Annotated in this window: 19 protein-coding genes and 3 pseudogenes; 14 read left to right on the plus strand and 8 right to left on the minus strand. The window is 68.7% G+C overall.

Translation table 11 applies throughout. From position 1 onward, the window contains the following. The first annotated feature begins 633 nt into the window (after window positions 1-633). Complete coding sequence (locus ACGFIO_RS18160; protein WP_392827395.1) at window positions 634-1,542, plus strand: Ku protein; 909 nt, start codon at window positions 634-636, stop codon at window positions 1,540-1,542. Window positions 1,543-1,578: 36 nt separating this feature from the next. On the opposite strand, the gene ACGFIO_RS18165 is transcribed toward ACGFIO_RS18160, so the two are convergent. Further along, complete coding sequence (locus tag ACGFIO_RS18165; RefSeq protein WP_392827396.1) at window positions 1,579-2,061, minus strand: SRPBCC domain-containing protein; 483 nt, start codon at window positions 2,059-2,061, stop codon at window positions 1,579-1,581. Further along, on the minus strand, window positions 2,058-2,378 hold the full coding sequence (locus ACGFIO_RS18170) for a putative quinol monooxygenase (RefSeq protein ID WP_392827397.1): 321 nt from the start codon (window positions 2,376-2,378) through the stop codon (window positions 2,058-2,060). The genes ACGFIO_RS18165 and ACGFIO_RS18170 overlap by 4 nt, the downstream gene beginning before the upstream one ends. Before the next feature lie 82 nt (window positions 2,379-2,460). On the opposite strand from ACGFIO_RS18170, the gene ACGFIO_RS18175 reads away from it, so the two are divergent. The 3 genes from ACGFIO_RS18175 to ACGFIO_RS18185 all read left to right on the plus strand — a co-directional run bounded on the left by ACGFIO_RS18175 (window position 2,461) and on the right by ACGFIO_RS18185 (window position 4,647). Next, on the plus strand, window positions 2,461-2,943 hold the full coding sequence (locus tag ACGFIO_RS18175) for a MarR family winged helix-turn-helix transcriptional regulator (RefSeq protein ID WP_392827398.1): 483 nt from the start codon (window positions 2,461-2,463) through the stop codon (window positions 2,941-2,943). A gap of 136 nt (window positions 2,944-3,079) precedes the next feature. Next, window positions 3,080-3,730: a GntR family transcriptional regulator gene (locus tag ACGFIO_RS18180; protein ID WP_392827399.1), complete on the plus strand. Its 651-nt coding sequence runs from the start codon at window positions 3,080-3,082 to the stop codon at window positions 3,728-3,730. Window positions 3,731-3,738: 8 nt separating this feature from the next. Then, window positions 3,739-4,647, plus strand: a complete 909-nt coding sequence (locus ACGFIO_RS18185; protein WP_392827400.1) for a DUF6282 family protein — start codon at window positions 3,739-3,741, stop codon at window positions 4,645-4,647. Window positions 4,648-4,660: 13 nt separating this feature from the next. On the opposite strand, the gene ACGFIO_RS18190 is transcribed toward ACGFIO_RS18185, so the two are convergent. The 3 genes from ACGFIO_RS18190 to ACGFIO_RS18200 all read right to left on the minus strand — a co-directional run bounded on the left by ACGFIO_RS18190 (window position 4,661) and on the right by ACGFIO_RS18200 (window position 7,942). Further along, window positions 4,661-6,061 carry an Ig-like domain-containing protein gene (locus ACGFIO_RS18190; protein ID WP_392827401.1) on the minus strand — a complete coding sequence of 467 codons (1,401 nt, stop codon included), beginning with the start codon at window positions 6,059-6,061 and terminating at the stop codon, window positions 4,661-4,663. 104 nt (window positions 6,062-6,165) lie between these two features. Then, window positions 6,166-7,407 carry an RICIN domain-containing protein gene (locus ACGFIO_RS18195; RefSeq protein WP_392827402.1) on the minus strand — a complete coding sequence of 414 codons (1,242 nt, stop codon included), beginning with the start codon at window positions 7,405-7,407 and terminating at the stop codon, window positions 6,166-6,168. A 46-nt stretch (window positions 7,408-7,453) separates the two neighbouring features. Continuing rightward, entirely contained in the window at window positions 7,454-7,942 is a 489-nt protein-coding gene (locus ACGFIO_RS18200) for a MarR family winged helix-turn-helix transcriptional regulator (protein ID WP_392827403.1), read from the minus strand. Window positions 7,943-8,038: 96 nt separating this feature from the next. Between ACGFIO_RS18200 and ACGFIO_RS18205 the strand changes: the two genes are divergently transcribed. Beyond that, entirely contained in the window at window positions 8,039-8,413 is a 375-nt protein-coding gene (locus ACGFIO_RS18205) for a DoxX family protein (protein ID WP_392827404.1), read from the plus strand. 293 nt (window positions 8,414-8,706) lie between these two features. Continuing rightward, on the plus strand, window positions 8,707-9,264 hold the full coding sequence (locus ACGFIO_RS18210; protein ID WP_392827405.1) for an AAA family ATPase: 558 nt from the start codon (window positions 8,707-8,709) through the stop codon (window positions 9,262-9,264). Between the two features lie 40 nt (window positions 9,265-9,304). Here ACGFIO_RS18210 and ACGFIO_RS18215 read toward each other — a convergent pair whose 3' ends face one another. Beyond that, window positions 9,305-10,330: a serine hydrolase domain-containing protein gene (locus tag ACGFIO_RS18215; protein ID WP_392827406.1), complete on the minus strand. Its 1,026-nt coding sequence runs from the start codon at window positions 10,328-10,330 to the stop codon at window positions 9,305-9,307. Window positions 10,331-10,400: 70 nt separating this feature from the next. Between ACGFIO_RS18215 and ACGFIO_RS18220 the strand changes: the two are divergent. Further along, a pseudogene (locus ACGFIO_RS18220) lies at window positions 10,401-10,529 on the plus strand (aldo/keto reductase); the annotation flags it as partial. A gap of 58 nt (window positions 10,530-10,587) precedes the next feature. Here the strand turns inward: ACGFIO_RS18220 and ACGFIO_RS18225 are convergent. Then, a complete protein-coding gene (locus tag ACGFIO_RS18225; RefSeq protein WP_392827407.1) occupies window positions 10,588-10,905 on the minus strand; it encodes a nucleotide pyrophosphohydrolase in 318 nt (105 codons plus the stop codon). A 22-nt stretch (window positions 10,906-10,927) separates the two neighbouring features. Between ACGFIO_RS18225 and ACGFIO_RS18230 the strand changes: the two genes are divergently transcribed. From ACGFIO_RS18230 to ACGFIO_RS18245, 4 genes and pseudogenes are all read left to right on the plus strand, one after another. Continuing rightward, complete coding sequence (locus ACGFIO_RS18230) at window positions 10,928-11,665, plus strand: NYN domain-containing protein (RefSeq protein WP_392827408.1); 738 nt, start codon at window positions 10,928-10,930, stop codon at window positions 11,663-11,665. 9 nt (window positions 11,666-11,674) lie between these two features. Further along, entirely contained in the window at window positions 11,675-12,916 is a 1,242-nt protein-coding gene (locus ACGFIO_RS18235) for an FAD-binding protein (protein WP_392827409.1), read from the plus strand. 671 nt (window positions 12,917-13,587) lie between these two features. After that, the gene (locus tag ACGFIO_RS18240) at window positions 13,588-15,357 is read left to right on the plus strand and encodes an HEXXH motif domain-containing protein (RefSeq protein ID WP_392827410.1); all 1,770 of its coding nucleotides are present in this window, start codon (window positions 13,588-13,590) and stop codon (window positions 15,355-15,357) included. A 328-nt stretch (window positions 15,358-15,685) separates the two neighbouring features. After that, window positions 15,686-16,984, plus strand: a pseudogene (locus ACGFIO_RS18245) (hypothetical protein); the annotation flags it as partial. Between the two features lie 107 nt (window positions 16,985-17,091). Here the strand turns inward: ACGFIO_RS18245 and ACGFIO_RS18250 are convergent. Beyond that, a complete protein-coding gene (locus tag ACGFIO_RS18250; RefSeq protein ID WP_392827472.1) occupies window positions 17,092-17,136 on the minus strand; it encodes a hypothetical protein in 45 nt (14 codons plus the stop codon). On the opposite strand from ACGFIO_RS18250, the pseudogene ACGFIO_RS18255 reads away from it, so the two are divergent. The 3 genes and pseudogenes from ACGFIO_RS18255 to ACGFIO_RS18265 form a co-directional block, all read left to right on the plus strand. Beyond that, a pseudogene (locus ACGFIO_RS18255) lies at window positions 17,120-17,821 on the plus strand (hypothetical protein); the annotation flags it as partial. The gene ACGFIO_RS18250 and the pseudogene ACGFIO_RS18255 sit on opposite strands and share 17 nt — an antisense overlap. Window positions 17,822-17,850: 29 nt before the next feature. Continuing rightward, window positions 17,851-21,579 carry an FxSxx-COOH system tetratricopeptide repeat protein gene (gene fxsT, locus ACGFIO_RS18260; protein WP_392827411.1) on the plus strand — a complete coding sequence of 1,243 codons (3,729 nt, stop codon included), beginning with the start codon at window positions 17,851-17,853 and terminating at the stop codon, window positions 21,577-21,579. A gap of 101 nt (window positions 21,580-21,680) precedes the next feature. Continuing rightward, window positions 21,681-23,123 carry a cellulose binding domain-containing protein gene (locus tag ACGFIO_RS18265; protein ID WP_392827412.1) on the plus strand — a complete coding sequence of 481 codons (1,443 nt, stop codon included), beginning with the start codon at window positions 21,681-21,683 and terminating at the stop codon, window positions 23,121-23,123. The last annotated feature ends 45 nt before the right edge of the window (window positions 23,124-23,168 follow it).

Consider the following 23,168-nt stretch of genomic DNA (forward strand, 5'->3'; position numbering starts at 1 on the left):
CCGCCGGACCCATCGCACGGCCCGACCCCACCAGCGCATCAGCCGCGCGTGTTTGGCTGAGGCGCCGGACCCATCGCACGGCCCGACCCCACCAGCGCATCAGCCGCGCGCGTTTGGCTGAGGCGCCGGACCAGCCGCGCGTCCCGGGCTCCCCGGGGCGCGCGGCGGCGGCCGGGGCGCGGTCAGGTCAGGACCAGCGCCTCAGCCGTGGCCGGTTGCCCGATGGTGGTGTCATCGGCCGGTGAGCCGAGGTTCTCGGACGCCGCGCCGGGCTCGCGACCACGCCGCCCCCCAACGCCGACGCGGCCATCACCGTCAGAACACGTGTGTGCACACGCATGCCATGCCTCCCCGTGAATCTTGCCGCGGAGGAGCATTGCACAGGCGTACGACAAAATCTGTCCTTGACCGTCAGCCGGCGTGACTGCCCCATTCGACCGGCACGACACCGGCGATGACCAGGGCGATCCCGGCGACCATGGTGCGGGTCAGCCTGCTCACGGCGTACCCGTGGAATGGTCTGTCGAATCCAGCGTGGCCTGCGGCTCGTCGTGCATGGCCGCCTCCATCCGGACGGAAATTACCTTCCGGCGCTGAGGTATTCAACGCGCCGGTGGCGGGTACCACCAGGTCATGGCGCGACCGATCTGGACCGGAGCAATCACCTTTGGGCTGGTTTCCGTGCCGGTGGCGATGTATTCGGCCACCCACGAGCACGAGGTGTCCTTCCACCAGTACGAGAAGGGCACCAGCGACCGCATCCGCTACCAGCGGGTCAACGAGCGCACCGGCAAGGAGGTCGACTTCGGCGACATCGCCAAGGGCACCGACGTCGGCGGCGGCAAGCTGGTTCTGCTCGAGCAGGAGGAACTCGACTCGGTGGCGCCCGGCCGGTCCAAGAGCCTCGACCTGCACGCCTTCGTCGACCTGGCCGAGATCGACCCGATCTTCTACCAGAAGAGCTACTTCCTGGCCCCCGGCAGCGAGGAGACGGCCAAGACGTACGCGCTGCTCCGCGACGCCATGGCCAAGGTCGGCCGGGCCGCGATCGGGACGCTGGTGATGCGCGGCAAGGAGTATCTGGCCGCGATCCGCCCCGACGGCAAGCTGCTCGTGCTGGAGACGATGTACTTCGCCGACGAGGTACGCGATGCCGAGGACGAGTTGGGCGGCCTGCCCAGAGCGACGGCGAAGCCGGCCGAGATGAAAATGGCCGTGCAACTCATCGAGTCGATGGCCGCGAAGTGGAAGCCGGCCGACTACCGCGACAGCTACACCGACCGGGTCAACGCCCTGATCGACGAGAAGAAGAAGGGCAAAGAGGTCACGGTGTCCGAGCCGGCGCCCGAAGCCACTGACGTCACCGACCTGATGGAGGCGTTGCGGGCCAGCGTCGACCGGGCCAAGTCCCGCCGCCGCGGCTCATCCAACTCGGCCACCGCCACGAAGACGCCGGCGAAAAAGGCCTCCTCGGCCAAGAAAGCGGCGCCGGCCAAGAAGGCATCCGCGAAGAAGACGACAGCCAAGAAGAAGGCTGCTTAGCAATCCAGCAGGAGTTCCGTTGACGGCTGATCGCGGTCAGGGACGGATCGTCGACGCGGCGATTCGAGCCAGGCTGTCGACCCAGCTCTGGTGTGCACGGCGCATCCTGCGGGCGTGCACCGGCCGCACCACAGCCGGTACAAGGCCGCGCTGGGTCTCCTCCGTTCGAATGTCGGTTCCGCCGTCGGGCCGGGGCGTGAGAATCCAGGCGTGGTGGCCTCGCGCGCCCATACCCCGGCCCGTCCAGGCCAGGCGTTCGAACGGCTCGTACTCGGTGATCTCGGTGGTCACCCGTGTTCCGAAGGTCACCCAGGAGAAGCGGGTGCCGAGTTCCACCTCCGGCCAGCTTCCGGCGAGGTGGCGTACATCGTGGACGTTGCCGTAATACGACTCCCACCTTGTGGGATTCGCCAGCCAGGACCAGACGGCCGAGGCCGGGGCGGTGCTGCGAGCGAGGTTGACCTCGTGAATGGCCGCGCCCCGAGGATCGTGCCCGGCCGGCCAGCGGATGTCGGTCACGAGTCGCTCCGGGGCAGCAGCGGGCGCCCCGTCACGTCACCGAAGCGGGTGATCGTGGGGCTTTCGGCGACGGCGGGGCGGATGGTTTCGACGAAGGCGGCGAACGCGGGGGAGCCCAGATGGGCCTGCAGCGCCTCGTCCGAAGCCCACTCCTCGACCAGCACCAGAGTGTTGGGGTCGCCGACATCCTGCGCGCAGTGATAGCTCAGGCAGCCCGGCTCGGCCCGGCTGGCCTCGCTCATCCGGGCCGCCGCGGTCAGGACCGTCGTCAGACTTCCCGGCTGGACGCGTACGAAACCGTGCACCAACGCGGTCATGGTCGACCCTCCGCTCCAAAAACGTTCAATGGTTGAATGATGTCACGGCTAACGTATACCCGGACCGGATATCGTGCAACGCATGAACGATGCCAACGCAGTCGGATCACAGGACGCTGCCGGCGGCCCGACCATCGCCGAGGGGGTCGCCGCCCGGCCCGCGCTACTCCTGGCCCACGTGGGCAGCGCCCTCGAAGCCGCCGCCGACGACTGGCTGGCCCCGAGCGGACTCAGCGGCCGTGACTACGCGGTGCTCGCCATCCTCACCACCGACGCCCCCGACACCCAGCACGAACTCGCTCGCCTGCTCGGAAAAGCCCCCGGCATCGCCGTCATCGCGGTCGACCGCCTCGAGGCCGCCGGTCTGGTGGAACGGCGCCGTGATCCGGCCGACCGCCGCCGGAGCCGGGTCGAGGCCACGCCGGCCGGACGCAAGGCCTTACGCAAAGCGGATCAACTGTCGGCCGACGGCCTGGGCCGCCTGTTCCCCGGGCTCGACACCAGTCACCGTGACACGCTCTGGCAGTTGCTCGCCGACGGCATCGCCCGCCCGCCACGGCCGTGAGGACACCTGGAGCCGGCACGACGCGTCGGTGACGTCATCGCCTGGTCCACCTTCCGGCGCAACTAAGACTCGGCGACGAGCCTGAACGACGCTCAACGGCTTGACTTTTGTCAACAGTCTTGTAAACAATCCCGGAATGGCGCGCACCAACGCCGCAGCGCCCGAGGACGCCTACGAGCGGCTGCGCTCGCAGATCGTCACCGGCACCCTGATGCCGAACGAACGCCTGGTCGAGATCGACCTGGCCGACCGGCTGGGCGTCGGCCGGGCGGCGATCCGCACCTTTCTCACCCGCCTGGAACAGGAAGGGCTGGTGGTCCGCGAGCCCAACCGCGGCGCGCGGGTCCGGATGGTGACCGAGGCCGAGGCGATCGAGATCACCCAGACCCGGATGATGCTGGAGGCGCTCGTCGCCCGGGAGGCCGCGACCCGGGCCACCCGCGACGAGGTCGCCGAGATGCGCGCGATCCTGGCCGAGATGGAGCAGCGGCTGAACGCCGGCGAACTGCTGCTCTACTCCGACGGCAACGCCCGGCTGCACGCGGTGATCCTGCGCGCCTCCCGGCACGCCACCGCCGCCCGGCTGATCTCCAGCCTCAAGGCTCAGACGGTCCGCTTCCAGTACCGCACGGTGCTGGTGCCGGGGCGGCCGCGGCATTCGTACGCCGAACACACCGCTATCGTCGACGCGATCGACGCCGGTGACGCCGACGCCGCCGAGGCGGCCATGCGCACCCATCTGTCCCATGTGACCACCACGCTGCGCGAGTCCCACGCCCAGCAGTAGGGAGAGCCGTGCCGTCCGAAGCAGCGCGCCAGATCGTCGCCGGCGCCTACGACACCCATGTGCACGTCGCCCCGGACGTGATGAAACGCCTGGTGGACGACGTCACGCTGGCCCGGCGCTGCGCCGAGACCGGGCTGGCCGGCTTCGTGCTCAAGTCGCATTACGTGCCGACGGCCGAGCGCGCCGAGGTGGTCCGGGGCACGGTTCCCGGCGTCGACGTGCTCGGGGCGATCACCCTGAACGCGTCGGTCGGCGGCCTCAACCCGGTGGCGGTGGAGATCGCCGGCCGGCAGGGCGCCCGAGTGGTGTGGCTGCCCACGGTGGACTGCCGCAACCAGCGGGAGAGCCGGGCGCGGGCCCCCGAGGGCGCGGTACCGCCGATGTGGGCGCAGCTCCAGGACGACCTGGCCGAACAGGGCATCATGGCGCCGGCGATCGACGTGGTCGACGAGTCGGGCCGGGTGGTGCCCGCGCTACGGCAGGTGCTGACCCTGATCGCCAAGCACGACATGGTCCTGGCCACCGGGCACCTCTCCGGCGCCGAGATCAAGGCGACCGTGGAGGCGGCGGCGGAGGCGGGCGTACGCCGGATCGTGGTCACCCACCCCGAATTCACCTCGCAGCGCGTACCCGTGGACGCCCAGCGCGAACTGGCCGAGCACGGCGCGCTGATGGAACGCTGCTTCACCACCCCGCACAGCGGCAAGATCTCCTGGGAGGAGTGGTACGCCCACATCCGGGCGGTCGGCCCCGAGCACTCGGTGCTGTCGAGCGATCTCGGTCAGCCGTTCAACCCGCCGGTCGAGGACGGGCTGGCCCTGCTCGCCGACCGCCTCCTGGCCAACGGCTTCACCGAGGACGAGGTACACACCATGTCCGTGGTGAACAGCCGCCGCCTGGCGGTGGTCGGCGAGTAAACGCCGGTGCGGGTCAGCGCGTCCAGGTACGCCGGGACGTGCTGACCACGTTGCCGGCCTTGTCGACCGCGTAGAACGCCACCTGGAACGACTGGCCGTACTTGGTGGCGTCGAGGTTGAGGTTGTAGGGCGCCTTCGAGTCGGTGAGCACGGTCGTGCCGTTGACCCGGAGCTCGACGCGCTGGATGCCGTTCTTGTCGGTGGCCGTCATCGACGTGTTGACCGTGGCCGGCACCTTGGCGTTGTTGCCCGGGGCGGTCACCGAGGTGATCGTGGCCAGCGTGTTGTCGACGATGACCTGGCGACGGTACGAGGACAGGTTGCCGGCGCTGTCGCGGACCATCCAGTCCCAGTAGGCGAGGCCGTCGCGGCCCAGCGACACCGGGACCGAGAACGTGTCACCGTTGCGCACGCCCTCGCCGCTCCGCGGCACGCCGAGGTAGGCGCCGTCCAGCCCGGCCGGGTCGGTCGCGGTGACCGTGCTGGTCAGGCTGGTGCCGCGGACCACGGCGAGCTCGGCCGGGGTGACCTGGGTGATCGTCGGGCCGTTGGCGTCGATCTGGACCGAGAACCTCTCGATCGTCTCGTTGCCCCACGGGTCCCAGGCGCGGATCTCCATCGGGACGGAGCGGATCTGGGTGCCGAAGTCGTACTGGACGGAGACGCCGTTGCTCCGCAGCGCACCGTCGATGTACCACTCCATCCGGTTGACGCTGGAGGGGTCCTCGACGCTCACCCCGAGCGTCTGCACACCGGGCTGGACGAACGGCGGCCGCTTGAGCCGGATGACGGGACCCTCGGTGTCGACCAGGTAGCTGGCCTCGTACACCGGGGAGACGTTGCCGACCTTGTCGGTGGCCCGGAAGTTGACCCGGCCGTCGTGGCCGGTGAAGTCGAAGTGGAACACCCACGGCTTCGCGGTCAGGCGGCCCAGCTGGGTGCCGTCGTCCGGATCGGTCATCACGATCTCGGCCGTGTCGGCGTCCGGGGTGATCCAGATGTCGGTCTGGCCGTGGACCGGGCTGCCGTCGATCGGGTCCCGGAAGGTCAGCTTCGGTGCCTTGCCGTCGACGTGCACCCGGGTGGACTTGATCTCGCTGCTCTGGCCGGCCTCGTTGATGGCGCGCAGCTCGACGTTCACGTCCTGGCCGTCGAGGTGGGCCGGGAACTCGGCGCGGAGGGCGCCGTTGGGCCACGGCAGCATCGCCGAGTACCAGGCCGGCACCACGACCTGCACCTTGACGGCGTCATCGCTGATCACCGGAGTGAAGTCCTTGACCAGGCCGACGGTCTCGCCGTCGGTGAGACCGGTCGAGCTGATCACCGGCACGTCGGCGGCAGCGGCCGGTGCGGCGGCGCCGGCGACGATCAGGCCGGCCGTGACAACGATGGTGGCGAATCCCCGTATTTTCACGAGCATGAATGATACGGCACCGTTCCATCGAACGTCGACGGCGCCGATTCAAACTCAAAACCAAGTTCCAGGGCCGGTCGTAGCTGGGTGGGTGCGACATCGGTTTACTGTTTTCGGAAGCTTTGGGCCGCCGAACCGTTGCAGGGGTATTGCACCAATTGGACGCTGTCGTTGGCGGAGGCACCGGGGACGTCGAGGCATTTGCCGCTGTTGCGGTTGACGAAATGGTAGGTGCCGGCGGGCTCGGCGACCGGCTGCCACTGCTGGTTGGCGCCGCCGCTGTAGGACCAGGTCTGGATCGGGGCGTTGTCGGCGGTGGAGACGTCCTTCACGTCCAGGACCTGGGCGCTGTTGCCGCGGTTGTTGATGCGCACGTAGCCGTTGGTCGTCGGGACCAGTTGGTATTGCTGAGCGGCGGTGCCGTTGCAGGTGTATTGCTGGATCGCGGTGCCGTTGACCGTGCCGGCGGCGCGCGCGTCGACGCACTTGCCGCTGTTCACGTTGGTGAGCGACGTCCACGGGTTGGGGTCGGGGTTGTCGTTCGTGGCGCCGGCCAGCCACTTGATGCCGTTGACCAGCCACTGGTTCTGCTGCGCGCTGGCGAATGTGGACGACAGCCGGGTGTTGGTGTCGTAGTTCATCGCGTTGTGGCCGAAGTTGGCGTACAGCATCTTGTAGTTGCGGTTGGTCCACAGCAACGGATAGAAGCCGCTGCGCCACTGCTGGTTGGGGTCGGTGCCGACCGGGAAACTGGAGCTGTCGATCGACGCCAGGATGTCGATGTCCGGGTTCTGGCGCAGGTCACGGCTCCACGAGTACCACTCGCTGACCGAGCTCGGGAAGGTGGCGGGCAGCCCGGCCATGCTCGGGTGCGACGGGTCCTCCACGCGCAGCGTCTCGGCCGTCGGGCCCCACGTGTTGGTGGCGAAGTTCCCCGAGCCCAGGAACGTGTTGTAGTACCAGCTCCAGCCGTTGGCGTCGTCGGTCCACGCGCTCACGTGGAAGCCCATCCAGGCGCCGCCGTTCTGCATGTACTGCTGGAACGCGGCCCGCCGGTCGGCCGGCGGACCGTCGTCCAGAAACATGATCACCTTGTAACCGGCCAGGCCGGACGTGCTCAGCCGGCTCCAGTCGGTGGTGGCCTCCCAGGTGAAGCCGTTGGCCGCACCGAGGCGGGGGAACTGCTCCCGGGCCTCCTTGTCGAAGTCGATGTGGGCGGCGTCCCAGGTTCCGTTGTAGAACGCCAGCACTTTGAACGGGTCGGCGGCGGCTGCGGCGGGGACCGCGGTGCCGGCCACGAGCAGCAACGCCACGGCGAGGGCTCGGAGAAGCAGTTTGGGGGACATGGCATTCATCATTGAACGTCGATGTCTGCCATCACAAGGGTGATTGTTAAGTTATTTTCCAGTCGCTGCGGAGGCAGTGCGCCGACGGGTCGACCGCCTGCATGATGCGGCGGCTGACCTCGCCCAGATGGCGCCGTTGCGGCCTGGTCAGCGGGTCGAAGATCAGGTTGCGAACGGTCTCGACGTGCCCCGGCGCGGCCGCCTCGACCCTCTCGAACCCGTCATCGGTCAGGATCGCGAGCGTGTAGCGCCCATCCGACGGATCCGGTTCGCGGCGCACGCACCCGCGCTTCTCCATCCGCGAGATCACCTGCGACAGCCGGGGCAACGACCCGTCGGCGATCATGGCCAGCTCGCTCATCCGCAGGGTCCGCTCCGGCTGCATCGACAGGACCGAGAGCACCAGATATTCGAACAGCGTGAGGCCGGCGTCGGCCTGCAGCTGAGCCTCCAGCGCCTGCGGCAGCCGGGTCAGCACCGAGGCCACCGTGATCCAGGTCTGCCGCTCCTCGTCATCCAGCCAACGCGGTTCCACGCCGTCCAATCTAGCTCACCTTTTTACTTGCACCGTTAACTCGATGGGCGCTAGATTCACTTCACGCGTTAAGTCATACCGGCCCCTGGGGGAGTCATGAACGTCGTTCTGTGGGTCATCGCGGCAGTGCTCGCGGTGGCGTTCGCCGGCTCCGGCCTGATGAAGATCGTCCGGCCCAAGGAGCAGCTCAAAGCCACCGGCATGGGCTGGGTCGACGGCTACTCCGACGGCACGGTAAAGCTCATCGGCCTGGTCGACGTCCTCGGCGGCCTCGGGCTCGTGCTCCCCGCCCTGGTCGGTATCGCGCCCATCCTGGTCCCGATCGCCGCGGTCGGCCTGGTCATCCTGATGATCGGCGCGATCGTGACCCACGGGCGACGCGGCGAGACCCCGATGGTCATCGGCAACCTGGTCCTGCTGATTCTGGCGGCTGTGGTGGCCTGGGGCCGCTTCGGGCCGTACGCCTTCTAGCACGGAGCCGCCGGCTTCGTCCCCCGGCGCGGTCGCCTTCGCCGTGCTCGCAATCCGCGCCGCTGAGGACCGAACGGCAGACCGCCAACCTCGACCCGAGGTGGGCGCTTCCCGGCCTGCGATCGCCGCATGCGACCCGCGGGGTGCCGCGGGTCCACCGCACGAGGTGCAGTTGAAGCTCCAAAGACTGCGAGCTCCGCGCGACTGTGACGCCAGCAACCGGGCGACCGCCACGCCGCCGGCTGGACGAGACGGGACGAGGTGCGTCAGGGCCGGGCGGGCAGAATGGCGGCGTGAGTGCACCGACGCTGGTTGTGATTCGCGGCAACTCAGGCAGCGGCAAGACGACGACCGCCCGTGAGGTGCGTTCGCGCTATGGACGCGGGTGTGCGCTGGTCGAGCAGGATCAGTTGCGCCGGATTCTGCTGCGCGAGCATGACGAGCCCGGCGGTGTGGCGCCTGCCTTCATTGTCGCGACCGTGCGGACGGCGCTGGATCTCGGCTACCACGTCGTACTGGAAGGCATTCTGCATCGGGCCCGTTACGAGGCTGCGCTCGGCGAACTGCTGGCCGCGCATCCGGGGCCGCGGCTGGTCTGCTACTTCGACATCTCGTTCGAGGAGACCATGCGCCGGCACGGCATGCGCGGCGACTCCGGGTTCACCACCGCGGACATGCGGAGCTGGTATGTGGAACGCGACCTGTTGGGCGTACCCGATGAGCTTGTCCTTGACGAACGCAGCAGTCTGCCCGCGAACGTGGCGACGATCATGCGGGTGAGCGGGCTGGGTGGGCAGGCGCCGCGGACACCGTGCCCGACTCGGTGTCCGCGCTGCGCCGAGAAACTCTGAGCCGCCCGGGGCCACGCCGCAGCCGCGACCCGAGCCGCGCCTAATCCCACATGGCCATGGCCACGCCCAGCGCGCGGGTGTCGGGCACGGCGGCGGTCATGCGGCTGGTGACGTACGCGAACGTGGTCCGCGCCCGCAGGTCGATGAGCGCGAGCGAACCGCCGTTGCCGCCCCAGAACAGCATCTCGCCGTGCGGCAGGAAGTCGTTGCCCACCGCGAAGCCCAGCCCCCAGCGGATCGGCCAGCCGAGCACCAGGTCGCGGCCCTCGATCTGAACCTCCAGGGCCCGGCGGCGCCCGGCCTCGGAGATGACCCGGTCGGTGGTCATGGCGGTGTGCGCGACGGCGACCGAGCGGGCGTTGCCGTGGCCGTTGCCGGCCGGGATCTCGGCGGCACGCCAGGCCCGGGTACGTGTCACAGCCACGTCGATGGCCGGGTTGGTGGCCGCGTTCACCTGGATCTCGGTCTCGGTGAAGCCGTCGATCGGCCGGTCCGGGGCGATCAGGTCGGCGACCCGATGGTCCTCGGTGGCGGGCAGGCCGATGTGGAAGTCGGCGCCGAGCGGCTCGGCGATCTCCTCTCGGAACACCGTACCCAGGGTGCGGCCGGTGATCCGGCGGATGATCTCGCCGATCAGGAAGCCGTGCGTGACGACGTGGTAGCCGGACGCCGTGCCGGGCGCCCACCACGGCTCCTGGGCCGCCAGCAGCGAGGTGGCCTTCTCCCAGTCGTACAGATCGGTGACGGTCAGCGGCTCGCGCCAGCCGGACAGCCCGGACGAGTGGCTCAGCACCTGGGCCACTGTCACGTCCTGCTTGCCGGCGGCGGCGAACTCCGGCCAGTATTTCGCGACCGGCGCGGCGAAATCGAGCTCACCTCGGTCGGCGACGAGCAGGGCGGTCACCGCGGCCATGGTTTTGGTGGTCGAGTAGACGTTGACGATCGTGTCCCGGTCCCAGTCGCCGGCCCACGAGTCGACGACCGGTTCGCCGTCGACCGTCACGCAGACGGCGGCGCCGCCGTCCTCGACAGTGGCCTTCATCGCTTGTTCGACGCGTTCGCGCATGGCGACAGTCCTAACATCGCCGCCCGAGAACGGCGACCGAAATACAGTGTGGCCATGAGCCCTGCCCGCTATGACGCCGGAGCACCGCCGGACCGGCCGGAGCGGGCTCAAGCTGCCCGCGGTGTCGCTCGGCCTGTGCCACAACTTCGGCGGTGACAAGCCGCTGGAGACCCAACGGGCCATTCTGCGCCGAGCCTTCGTCTGATACGTCAACCTGTGGTCCCGCTCCAGCGACGCGTAAACGCGGACGCCGAGGATCAGCGGGCCGGGTAGCGGCGGGCCGAGTCGGCCAGCTTCTCCAGTGCGCCTTCGACCAGGTCGATGCCGAGGACGTCGGCCAGGCGGACGAGATAGATCGTGACGTCGCCGATCTCCGCGCGTACCCTCGGGCCAAGGTCTTCGTCGGCCATCACGGCCGCGGACTGCTCCGGCGTGAGCCACTGCAGTTCCGCGAGGAGTTCACCCACCTCTCCGGCCAGCGCCATGGCCAGGTTCTTGGGCGTGTGGAACTGTTCCCAGTCACGCTCCTGCGCGAAGGCGCGGACGCGGTCGGTGAGTTCGGCGAGCGAGGACATCAATTTCTCCCAGGGAGCGCGATTGACCAACGAGAACGCCGTGAAACTGGCGGTACTCATCGACGCCGACAATGCCCAGCCGGGGATCGTCGAAGCGTTGCTCGCAGAGATCGCCAAGTACGGCACGGCACACGTCAAACGAGCGTACGGGGACTGGACCGGTCCCAGTCTCAAGGGCTGGAAGGACCAGTTGCTGGCCCAGTCGATCCAGCCGATGCAGCAGTTCGCGTACACGCATCGGAAGAACTCGACCGACTCGGCGATGATCATCGACGCGATGGATCTGCTGTATTCCGAGCGGTTCGACGGATTCTGCATCATCTCCAGCGACAGCGACTTCACTCGCCTCGCCTCCCGCATCCGGGAGTCCGGCCTGATCGTGTACGGGTTCGGCGAGCGCAAGACCCCCAAGGCCTTCGTCTCGGCCTGCGACAAGTTCGTCTACACCGAGAACCTGCAGGAGCCGCTGGCCGCCCCGGAGGAGCCGGAGCCGGCCCGGGTCAGCCCGGCGCTGGTGAAGCAGCTGCGCAGCGTGGTCGAGGCGGCTTCGGACGAGGACGGCTGGGCCATGCTCTCCCATGTCGGGCAGATCCTGACCAAGCAGGCCCCTGACTTCGACCCCCGTACCTACGGTTTCGGCAAGCTCAGCGATCTGATCACCGCGATCACGGTGCTGGACGTCGACCGTCGCGAGGCCGGCTCGGGGAAGCACGCGGTGATCTACGTCCGGGACCGGCGCCGCCGTACCGGGAAAAGCTAACGTGGCAGCATGAGCGAGCAGGTCACCAACTGGGCCGGCAACATCGTCTTCGCGGCCGAGCGCGTACGCCGGCCGTCGTCCGTGGCCGAGCTGCAGGAGCTGGTGGCCGGGGCCGGGCGGGTCCGGGTGCTGGGCAGCGGCCACTCGTTCAACCGCATCGCCGACACCACCGGCGACCTGGTCTCGCTGGCCGGCATGCCGCGTGTCATCGAGATCTCACCGGACCGGACGCAGGTCCGGGTCGACGGCGGCATCCGCTACGGCGATCTGCTGGCCGAGCTCAACGCGGCCGGGGTGGCGCTGCACAACACGGCGTCGCTGCCGCACATCTCGGTGGCCGGCGCGATCATGACGGCCACTCACGGTTCGGGCGAGTCCCATCAGAATCTGGCCGCCAAGGTGTCGTCGATCGAGCTGGTCCGCGCCGACGGCGAGCGGGTGGTGCTGCGGCGCGGCGAGCCTGGCTTCGCCGGCTCGGTCGTCGGCCTGGGCGCGCTCGGGGTGATCACCGCGCTCACTCTCGATCTCGTCCCGGCCTTCGAGATCCGGCAGTACGTGTACGACGACCTGACCCGCGATTCCCTCGGTGCCAACCTGGATGCCGTGTTGTCGGCCGGTTACAGCGTCAGCCTGTTCACCAATTGGCGGAGCACGACGATCAATCTGGCCTGGCTGAAGCGTCTGGACGAGATGCCGGCCGGCCCGTTCTTCGGCGCGGTGCCGGCGGACGGCAAGCGCGGCCCGATCCCCGGCATGGATCCTGCGAACGCGACTGACCAGGGCGGCGTACCCGGCCCGTGGCATGCTCGCCTGCCCCACTTCAAGCTGGAGTTCACTCCCAGCTCGGGCGCCGAGCTGCAGTCCGAGTACATGGTCCCGAGGTCCCGCGCCTTGGAGGCGATCGACGCGGTCGCTTCCGTACGCGACAAGATCGCCCCGGTTCTGCAGGTCAACGAGATCCGCACGGTGGCCGCCGACGACCTGTGGCTGAGCATGAACTACCAGCAGGACAGCCTGGGCCTGCACTTCACCTGGGTCGCCGACACGGCGGCGGTGCTGCCGGCCGTCCGGGCCTTGGAGGGGGCTTTGGCCGGCCTTTCTCCGCGCCCCCATTGGGGCAAGGTCTTCACCATGCCGGCGGCCACCATCCGCAGCCGCTACGACCGTTTCGCCGACTTCACCGAGTTGGTCAGGCATTACGACCCGACCGGCAAGTTCCGCAACGAGTGGCTCGACGATCTGCTCGGCTGACGCGGCCCAGGCGTTACTCAGAGTTACACCCCTGGCTCCCCCGTTACGCAACGTTTTTCGCACGCCGGAGCAGCGCGTTGAACTCGGATCGCCTGAACTCGTCCCAATAGCCATGCGATCCCGACTCCCTCGGCCGGATTTCCGCAGCTTGCGGACTGGCAGTCCGACTTCGGCCGGGCAGGACACGCACCCTGGCGACGGTCCAGAAGTGCAGCGCCAATACAACGACACGCCCACGGCGCTACGTATCCGTAACGACGTGCATTAGGTTGAACCAGCCTGTGCGCAGGGGGAAAACCGAGCTTTTACTGCAAGGGGATCGGGCGCTTGAGACGCTGAGAGACGACTTCTTTCCGGTGAAAAGCGTCAGAACTCCTCCCTGTCGCGCTTCCGCATCTGTACACACGACATCTGCACGCACGACTAGTCCGCTCGTTGAAGTGAATTGAGTGAGTGAGTGAGTTCGTCATGACCGAACCCCTAAGACCCGCCGGTACGGAGACGGAGATGATCTCCCTTGCCGGATACAGCCTCGGCGACATACGAACGGATCGCAGCCCGGAGCTCGCCGAAGCCGTGCGCCTGGTTCTGCGGCAAGTACAGCGACCTAGATCGAATCTCGGCGGCGCGGGCCCGCCCGGACGCGCAGACTGACGGCGGGCACTAGTCGCGTGTCCATCTCCCGAATCGAGCTCCCCGAGAGCGACTTCCATCAGCTCGCCATCGGCGGCGGTTCCCCCGACGTGGTGAAACGCCTCTGGGACAGCGAGCACAGCCGCCGCCTCGTCATGCTTCGCGCATTCCTCGAAGCCGACGGCGACGACATATCCGAAGCCTGGTCCGTCCTGGAGACCGCCGAGCGGGTGGCCCCCGGCGCGGTCCGCGAGCTCATCATGCATCCGCAGATCGGATCTTGGCTGGCCTATGGCCTCCGGCGCCATCGCGGGGGTGCGACCAGTTCGGCGCCGAGCCGTCACGAGTTCGCGCACCTGAACACCGTCGCCATCGCCGCCGCGGCGCTCGCCGGCCAAACCTTCCGAACCTCGGTGCCGCTACGTGCCGGTCAGGTCATGGTTCCTCTCTTCGGCATGGCCCGGTTCGACGCTTGCGCCGACTGGGACAGCGCCGAGGCGGGCACCGAGGACGGCCGGATCTGGTTGCGCCACGGCGATCAACTGGTGACCGTGCCGGCCGACGGCAGCGACGCTCCAGGCTGGTGGGCGCTGCGCCGGCTGACCGTCGGCGACAGCCTCCGGCTGACTGTCTGGCTGGATGACCTGGACCCATGGCGTGATCTCGCCGATCCGGTGCGGCCGGCGCGGCTGTCGGCGGATGCCTTCGCACGCTGGGCCGATCTGCTGGACGGGGCCTGGCGAATTCTTCTCGAGGGCCACCGCGAGCTGGCCGAAGGGCTGGCCGCCGGCGTGACCTCCCTGGTGCCTCTGCCCGTCGGCGACGGCTGGGACACACGCAGCGCATCCACCGGCGACGCGTTCGGGGCGATCATGTGCTCGCCACCACCGGACCCGAAGACGCTCGCGGTGTCCCTGGCCCACGAATTCACCCACATCAAACTGGGTGGATTGATGCACCTCTTCACCATGACCGACGGCGTCGGCCGGCCGTCTCTCTATGCACCGTGGCGGGACGACCCGCGGCCGGCCGGCGGGCTCCTGCAAGGTATCTACGCATTTTTCGCGATCACCGATTTCTGGCGGCGCCAGCGGCTGGTGCAACGAGACGTGCTGGACGACTTCGAATACGCGTACTCGAAGGCGATGACCGAAGAGGCACTGACCATCGCGCTGCGCGACGGCGATCTCTCCGATCGCGGGCGGCGATTCGCCGAGGCGCTGGGCGAGGCGATGCGCGAATGGCCCGACGATGACGTCGACGGGCCGGCCGCTCGACTGGCCCTCATCGTCGCTGACGGCCATCGGGCCGGGTGGCGGATCCGGCACTGCCATCCGCGGGCGGAAGACGTCGACGCTCTGGTCGCGGCGTGGAACGGCGACACCGGCGAGCGGGTCGCTCTCAAGCCGTCGGACGTTCAACCGGACCCGGAGATGAAGCACTGGTCGGCTGGGCGGCTCGGACTGGCCCGCCGGCGGCTCCGTTCACCGGAGCACTACGCCGAGGCCCGGCACGCGGATTGGGGAGCAACCCTTTCCGACGCCGACCTGCTGTTGTTCGCCGGCGAGCCGGCCAAGGCGGCCGCGGCGTTCGCCGAGGAGATCGCGGCCGATCCGGACTCGTTCGACGCCTGGACCGGGCTCGGCCTCGCCCTCCGCGAGGACTCGCCGGCGCACAGCCCGGCCGGCACGGCCTTGACGACCCGGCCGGAAGTGGTTCTCGCAGTTCATCGACGAAGCCCGGCGGCTCGGTCACCGATCGATCTGGCCACCTGGATCGGCGGCCAACTAGGCGCCCCGGCCCGTTGAAGCAGTGAGTGAATGCAGGTCCGTTTCGCACAGCGGCCCTGCATTCCTCATAGCTGGACGTCAAGACCGATTGCCGCAAATTTCTCCCCAACCGCACCTCTAGGCGGTCACCACCGCGTCGGTGATACTTATCCTCCAGGCGTATTCGTCGCACTGCGTGAAGTCGATCGCGATTGGCGATCACGGCGAACGGGGCGGGCGTGTTGAGGTGGGGAAACGTTGATTCCAGCCGTCTTCCTTCTGCAAATTGCACGAACGCCTGTCCCGATCTTGCGGGCGCCGACAATGATCACGAACGGCACGCCGGCATTGATCGTGGGTGCGTCAGATGACGAATCCACAAGCCAGCCGGAGATTTGCCGATAGCGAGCCGATCGGTCGCGACGACGTGACTGTCGGCATTGTGACCGCCCTGGCCATCGAGCGGCACGCGATGGAAGAGCTCATCGACAACCGGCAGCGATACCGCGACCCGGAGGACCACAGCGCGTACTGGCTCGGGACCGTGCCCAGCATCGAGAAGGAGCAACCCCACTTCGTCGCGCTCCTGATGATGACCCGGGACGGCACGCAGCTCGCCGCCACCTACTGCGCCAACATGCTTCGGACCTTCCCGCGCATCCGGACGGTGATCATGACCGGGATCGCGGGCGGTCTTCCCCGCCCGGAGTCACCCGGCAAGCATGTCCGGCTGGGCGACGTGGTGGTGGCCGTCGACGGCATCGTGAACTACGCCAGCGTGCGGCAGGAAGGGCCGGCGACGAGGCTGCGCCAGCCGCAGGGCTCCGGCCTGATCGCCAATTGGCTGCTCCAGGCCTCACGTGAGCTGCAGGTGCTGGAGGAGGACGGTGACCGGCTCTGGGAACGGTACCTCGATCCGCAGCGGTGGCCCGGCGCCGCGTCCTTCGTACGGCCACCGGCTGACACCGATGTGCTCTACGTCCGGCGGCGCCCCACTCAGCACCCGCCCCGTCCGGTGGCCGGCCCGCCGGACGACATGCCTCGCATTCACCACGGCATGATCGGTTCGTCCGACATGCTCATGGTCGACGAGGTGACCCGGGACCAGCTCGCCGACGATCACCCGGAGATGCGGGCGATCGAGATGGAGGGCACCGGCGTCGCCGCCAGCACGGCCGCCTTCGACCGCACCTGGTTCATGGTGCGGGGGGTGGCCGACTATTGCGAGACCGCCGGCAAGAACGACGTCTGGCACTCCTACGCGTCATACACGGCGGCAGCGTACGTCCGTGCTCTCCTCGAGGTGGCGCAACCGTTCGACCGTGACGAACGCCGGCCCGCGGTCCAGGCCCGTGCGCTGGTGAACGACGACGATCAGGCCAAGCTCGATCAACTGCTGAGTCAGGTGCCGGCGTCCTTCGACGTACTCCCGGCGTGGCGCGAATCGGTACCGGACCGCTGGGACACGCCCACCGAGGTGCTCAGCTCGCCGGCGACCGCCTATCACTTGTTGGCCCGCCAGAACGCCGGCGCGTCGGGGCTGCATCCGGCGGTCCTGTTCATCGCCATCCTCGGCGAACACCTTCGAGCCCGGGACGACGAGCTCGCGGATCGGCTCACGGCCTGGGCGTTCCAGCAGGCTGACGCGGCTCGGACGGCCGACGCACTGCTGGCACGGCTGCGATCGGATCCGCGACCGATCGGCACCGGACCGCTTCTTCTGATCGAGATCGCGGTGCACGGATTGAACCGGGAACAGTGCCGCATCACCCCCTACCTGCAGGGGGTGAGCGGGCCCTGGCGCCCGCACCCGGTCAAACCGGAGCTGGTGGCGCTCACCGAGGTCGGACAGGCGGTGAGCCGGATGGTCGCCAAGGCCGAGGAGGTCTGGGGTACGGGCAACGCGGCCGGCCAGGCCGGCATCGAGTTCCTGCTCCCCGCCGGTCTCCTCAACCTGCCGGTGCAGTGGTACCCGGCGTCTCGCCTTGGGCTCGTGCAACCGATCTGCGTCCGATACCCCGTAGCGGTACGAAGCGCGGAACGCATGCGCGAGCAGAGCCTGCGCCGGGAATGGATCAGCCGGTGGGAGTTGCTCGACCGGCAGCCGTTCACCGGCGGCGTGATGTGGGGCCTGCGCCACCGAACCGACGACATCACGGTGGAGGCCTGGGAAGCCGGTCTGAGCGGCGACGGCTCCTATGTGGTGGTTGTGCTGAGCCGGCCACCGAACACCGAGCTCGGCCGCCGCGAGTTGTTCGCCGCCCTGGCCGCGGGCGTGCCGGTGATCCTGTGGGATCAGCGCGATCAGCAGTCGGCCATCGGTGACACCGACGGACTCCACCGGCTGATCACCGAACCGGCCCGGCTGCCGGCCGAAACCCGAAACCTCCGCGTCCAGGCCGAACAGGCGGCCGCGCAGAACCCTGACCACTACGGCCGATCGGTCGCCCTGCTGTGGGACGACCCTCATCGCGTCGTCAAGACCGGGGGCGTAGAAGCATGACCCACGAGCAGGTTCCGGACGGACGCGTCGTGACCGCACTACCGGACAGCCTCGCGCTCGAGGCCGAGCTTCGCCGGTTCGCGCCGTACGCGCCGACGCTGGCGCTCGTGGTCGACTCGAGCCCCTCGATGCGAGTGTGGGAGCCGACGGTGACCGCCTTCCGGCACCTCGCCGAGGCGGTGTTCACCGGGGTACGCGCACACACCCTGAAGTCGTTCCGCGACGACCGAGGCCGAAGTCAACCCGACGGACAACTGATCATCGTGCTGACCGACGGCCTCGATCCGTTCTGGGCCCAGAGGGACGCCGGTGCCCTGCTCCGCGCCTGGGGATCCGCCGTTCCGGTAGCCATCGTCAATCCGTACCCGGAAGAGCGCTGGCACCGATCGAACCTGGCCCCGCGAAAGCTCCAGCTCTCGGCCAGTCATGCCATGGCCACCAACGCCGAGTTGCAGATCCGCGAGCCGGCCCGCTGGATCAACCCGTTCGACGAGCCGCGGCACGAGTCCGCCGTGGCCATCCCGCTGCTCGAACTCAGTGCGCGCTGGCTCGACCGGTGGGCCTCGCTGGTCGACGGCACGTCGCGCGGCTGGCTCGACCTGGTCGCGTACATCGCGGATCCGGACCGCTCGCCCGGCCCGGCGCAACGAGCCGTACCGGTGCCGGCACCGACCGATGTGGATCCGCAGGATCTGGTCTTCCAGTTCCGGGCGGAGGCGTCGGCACAGGCCTTCCGGCTCGCCACCTACGTCGCTTCCGTACCTCTCGACCTGGATGCGCTCCGGGCGATCCAGGGCGTGCTCCTCCCCGAATCGCGTCCTCTTCATCTGGCCGAGGTCGTGACCAGCCCGCTGCTCATCCGGGCCGGTGACGACCTGACCTTCCGCCCGGGCGTGCGCGAGGCGTTGCTCGCCTGCGCGGCCCGGGACGACACGGTACGGGTCGTCCAGATTGTCTCCGACCTCCATGGGGATCGGCTGCCGGCCGTCCGCGACCTCTCGACCGTCCTGGCCAGTCCGGACCGTCATCCGGACACCGCGGTCGCTCCGGCAACGTTGCCGTTCGCGCAGCTCGAACTGGCCGTTCTCCGTGCCCTGTCCGGACCCTACGCAGCACGCGCGGGCCGACTTCAGGAGGCGATTGCCCGTATGTCCCCCGAGCCTCCGGCCGAGCCGATTCGGATCCGACCGGTCGAACGCACGACGCACCCCGTTCACGGCCCCGGACCGGTGCCCATACCCACGTCCATCCATTCCTTGCTGCAGCCGGAAGCGGATGCCGCGGTGTGGGGCAACCTGCCGCCGCGAAACGGTGACTTCACCGGACGCGAAGATCTGCTGGCCGCGCTCGACCGCCGGCTACGGCGGCGCCAGGTGACGGCGGTGCTGCCGCAGGCGCTGCACGGCATGGGCGGCGTCGGAAAGTCGCAGATCGCCACCGAGTACGCCTACCGCCACCGGGCCGACTTCGACGTCGTCTGGTTCGTGCCGGCCGAACAGCCGAGCCAGATCCTGCGGGCACTGAGCGAACTCGGCAAGCGGCTGAACGTCGATGTGAGCCAGGACGCCAACACCGCGGTGCGCGAGGTCAAACGGGCGCTTCAGGCCGGAACGCCGTACGCCAACTGGCTTTTGATCTTTGACAACGCCGAGACCATCGAGACCGTCCGCGAATATCTTCCGCAGGGCGGCACGGGCAAGGTACTGGTCACCTCCCGCAACGAGGAGTGGACCAGCCTCGCGGACGCGCTGGAGATCGGGGCGTTCAGCCGCGGCGAGAGCATCGCGCTTCTGCGTAAGCGAAACCCCACGATGAGCCCGGAACAGGCCGACGCGCTGGCCGAGTTGCTCGACGACCTGCCGCTGGCGATCGGTCAGGCCGCGGCCTGGCGGGCCACGACGGACACGCCGGTCGAGGATTACCTCCTCATGTTGCGCGAAACCCGTGCCCGGCTCGAACCCGAGGACCACCCGGAGGAGTACGAGGTCGCGGTCGCCGCCGCCTGGACGGTCGCCCTGGAGCGACTCGACGCCGAGAACCCGGTGGCCGTGCAATTGCTGCAGGCCTGTTCCTTCATGGCGCCCGAGCCCATCTCGCTCGAACTCTTCCAGGGGCCGCGGAACGTCAACATCTCGCCGGAGATGGACGCGACCCTGCAGAAGCCGAGCCGGCTCAACCGCGCCTTCCGCCAGATCGAGCGATACGGCCTGGCCCGCACCGACTACCGCGAGAAGACCATTCAGCTGCACCGGCTGGTGCGCAACGTCGTGATCGGCCGGCTGACGCCGGAGGGCCAGGAGGACATGCGGCATGCCGCCCACCTCTTCCTGGCCGGCGGCAACCCGGGCAACCCCGACGCGCTGGAGCACCGGGCCAGGTTCCACGCCTTGCTGCCGCACGTGCGTGCCTCCGACATCAGCGGATGTGAAGACGAATGGGCGCGGCAGCTGGCCAACGACATCATCGCCTTCCTGTTCTTCTGGGGTGACCAGACCGGCTGCCGGGAGTACGCGGCCGAGGTCGTGGATCGCTGGAACACGATGCTGGCGCCCGAAGACCCTCAGATCCTGAAGGCGGCGCGATGGCTCGGTCACGTCGAGCGCGTGCTGGGCAACTTCGCCGCGGCCGCTCGCATCGACGCCGACTGCCTGGAAAAACTGCGGTCGACGACCGATCCGGACGACGAGGACACGCTCGACGCCATGAGCCTGGTCGCCGCCGACCGCCGAGCCGCCGGTGACTTCGCCGGCGCCGTGGACCTCGACCGCGAGGCGTACGAAATCTCGGAACGCGTCTTCGGCCCCGACTATCCACACACGCTGTCCATGGCTCACGCGCTCGGCGTGAGCCTGCGTGCCACCGGGGATTTCTCGGCCGCCCTGGAACGCGACATGGACACCGTCCGCCGCCGGGTCGAGGTGCTCGGAGCCGACCATCCGCTGACCCTGCTCACGCAGAACGGTCTCACTCTCGACCTGCGCGAACGCGGCGAATACGTGGCCGCGAACGAGCAGCAGGAGTCGTTGTACGAGCGGACGCACCGGGCGCTCGGGGCCGGCCATCAATACACCCTGATGGCCGCCCGCAACCTGGCCGTCTCCCGCCGCCGGGCCGGCAAACACGAGGACGCGCGCAAGCTGGCGATGAACACCATGGATTCGCTTCGCTCGCGGTACGGCGAGCTCAACCCCGAGGCGATCGCCTGCGCCCTCAACTATGCGGTCGACCTGCGCGAGAACGACCAGGTCGTGGAGTCACGCGAACTCGCCGAGCGCACCTGGCACGAGTATGCCGAGACGCTGGGTGAGAACCACCCCTACACGTTGTACGCCCGGACGAACCTCGGCATCGTGCTTCGCCTGCTGGGTGACGTCGCCATGGCCTTCGAACACGACTCCGCCGCCTTCGAGGGTCTGCGCAACGGTCTCGGCGACGATCACGTCCTCACCCTGACCTGCGCGACCAACCTGGGGAGTGATCTGTCCGCGATGGGCGACCACAACGCGGCCTACCGCATGGATCTGGACACGTTGCAGCGGTCGGAGGGCCGGCTGGGCATCGAGCATCCGTCGACCTTGGCGTGCTCGCTCAACCTGGCCTTCGATCTGCGGGCACTCGGCCGCGGCGTCGAGGGCGATCAGCGATTCGACGCCGTTATCGAGGCGTACCGGCGGGTTCTGGGTCCGGAACATCCGGCGATCGCGGCCGCCGAGGACGACCAGCGCGCCAACTGCGACGTCGACCCGATGCCGCTCTGACGCCGTCCTTTAGGCGGACTTAAGGAAACTGGCTAGGCTCCTTAAGGGGTGAGAGGACACGATCGGGGCCGTTCGGAAAGCCCCCTGATCGGAGTTGTCTCATGGGACGCAAGCGGCTACGGCTGGCTATCTATCTTGGAGCGGCCGCTGTCGCGGCCGGCGGCGGTGCGATCGCGGCCGTGGCCGGGACCAGCACCAGCACCAAGGCCGGCGGGACGTTGACCGCCAGCTTCAGCAAGGACTCCGACTGGGGTAGCGGCTACCAGGCCAAGTACACGATCAAGAACACCGGCAGTACGGCCGTGGACGGGTGGAAGCTGGCGTTCGGGCTGCCGGGGTCGGCCAAGGTGGGCACCTTCTGGGACGCCTCGGTCGCGGTCGCGGGCGGCACGGCCACCGCTACCAACAAGGGCTACAACGCGAGCATCCCGGCCGGCGGCAAGGTCGAGTTCGGGTTCGTGGTGGCCGGCAGCGGAGACCCGACCAGTTGCACGATCAACGGCGCCGACTGCAAGAGCGGCGGAGGCGGTACGCAGCCGACCACCCCGCCCACGAAGCCGACCACCCCGCCGACCCAGCCGACCAAGCCGCCGGCCCAGGATCCGACGACGCCGCCGACCCAGCCGACCAAGCCCCCGACGCAGCCGACCAAACCGGCGGCCGGAGGCGTGCTGGCGGCCCCGTACGTCGACATGGGTCTGCTTTCGAACGGTGCCACGACCCTGGCCCAGCTGGCCAAGAGCGGCAACGTCAAGTCGTTCTCGCTGGCCTTCGTCACCGGGGCGGGCTGCAAGGCCAGCTGGTTCGGTGCCTTCGACCCGCGGCAGAAGCAGTTCGCCGACCAGATCGACGCGCTGCGCAGCGGCGGCGGTGACGTCAAGGTCTCCTTCGGCGGCGCCACGGGCATCGAGCTCGCCCAGGCCTGCACCGACGTCAAGGCACTGCAGGCCGAGTACCAGGCCGTCGTGTCGGCGTACAACCTGAAGTACATCGACCTGGACATCGAGGGTGCCGCGTCGGCCGACGCCGCCTCGATCGGCCGCCGCTCGACCGCCCTGGCGGCGCTGCAGAAGGCCAACCCGGGCCTGAAGATCTCGCTGACGCTGCCCGTACTCCCGGAGGGCCTGACCAACGACGGGCTGAACGTGGTGCGCTCGGCCAAGAACGCGGGCGTCGACATCGACCTGGTCAACATCATGGCGATGGACTACGGGCGGGCCGGTCAGGACTACGGCAACCTGGCCATCCAGGCCGTCGAGTCGACCAAGAACCAGATCAAGCAGGTGTACGGGAACAGCGACGCGGCCGCCTTCAAGATGGTCGGCGTGACCCCGATGCTCGGTCAGAACGACGACAACGGGAAGTTCACCCAGGACGACGCCCGTGACCTGGTCGCCGCGGCCGGCAAGAACCACATCGGGTTCGTCTCCTTCTGGGAGCTCAACCGCGACAAGAACGCCTGCTCGGGCGCCCTGTTCCAGTGCACCAACGTGGCGCAGTCCCCGTTCGAGTTCAGCAAGATCTTCGCCGGCTTCACCGGCTGACCTTCAGGTAGTAGAGGCCCGGACGGCAGCCGCCGTCCGGGCCTT

This window comes from Actinoplanes sp. NPDC049265 (genome assembly GCF_043197135.1).
Lineage (GTDB): Bacteria > Actinomycetota > Actinomycetes > Mycobacteriales > Micromonosporaceae > Actinoplanes.